Source organism: Oleiphilus sp. HI0067, from assembly GCF_001635735.1.
The window spans coordinates 1-1,002 of sequence record NZ_LWFI01001594.1 but is presented as its reverse complement, the minus strand read 5'-3'; the positions used below and the strand labels follow the sequence as shown (position 1 = coordinate 1,002).

2 protein-coding genes are annotated in these 1,002 nt (G+C 42.7%); one reads left to right on the top strand and one right to left on the bottom strand.

All coding sequences use genetic code 11. From position 1 onward, the window contains the following. The coding region (locus A3739_RS25895; protein ID WP_197472589.1) for a glutathione S-transferase family protein at window positions 1–367 on the bottom strand (367 nt) is incomplete at its 3' end. 137 nt (window positions 368–504) lie between these two features. Between A3739_RS25895 and glpE the strand changes: the two genes are divergently transcribed. Further along, window positions 505–828, top strand: a complete 324-nt coding sequence (glpE, locus tag A3739_RS25890) for a thiosulfate sulfurtransferase GlpE (protein WP_068477749.1) — start codon at window positions 505–507, stop codon at window positions 826–828. The last annotated feature ends 174 nt before the right edge of the window (window positions 829–1,002 follow it).

The following is a 1,002-nucleotide window of genomic DNA, read 5'->3' as shown; positions in this document are numbered from 1 at the left end:
AGTCTTTCGGCAAAGCAAACTTGTGCTTTCCTATGGTCCATAGAGGTTGCTCTAGTTCTGCAATTGCAAATACGCTCCATTGGTCATACTGAGCACGACGAAAAGCGCTGTATGTTGGAATCAGTTCTGCCTCGGGCTTCAATGTGCAGAGATAATTCATGATCGCTAAGGATTCAGTGATAATGCCTCCATCAACACGAATGGCAGGCACCTTGCCCCCTGCATTGAGCTCTAGAAATGACGTCTGTCTGGCTTCACCTTTCATGAGATCGACAAGTTGGAAGCTGTAATCCAAGCCCAACTCTTCGAGCAACCAAGTCACACGCAAAGTGCGGGTGTTTGGGTAACCATATACCGTTAACGACATTCATCACTCCTTAGTTTTTATTTTTCCAGCATCAAGACTAATCCCAGTCGCGAAAACAATGCAAGCATTACCAAACCCAAATACGCAGTAGCGCCCGTAAGGTCTATAATGCTTCATCGCAAAAGTGGAACTTTACTATGTCATTTAAACATCTTAGTTGTGCTCAGCTCGCATCTTGGCTGAGTGATTCAGAAAACACGGTCACCGTAATCGATATTCGAGACCAAATGTCTTTTGAGCAAGGCCATATAAACGGTGCTGCTCACATCGACAATTCAAATGTGGAACACTTTATTGCAAACACAGACCTTAACAAACCATTGGTAGTTTGTTGTTATCACGGCAACTCAAGCCAAGGCGCTGCAGACTACTTTAATGCACAAGGATTTAAAGAAACCTTTAGCCTAGATGGCGGTTTCGAAGAATGGCGTCAGATTGCAGCCACTCTCACGACGGATTAAGCACCTTTATTGATAAAAGGAAACACAATGCGCTCAGCTCTCATTTCAGGCCAAGCTCAAAACAATATTATTTTAGTACTCGAAGATAACTACAAAGATTGGCTTAGTGATCAACATAACAATGATCAATTGTGGTTAGAAAGTATTAAGTTTGAAGGAAAAGGACATTCGACT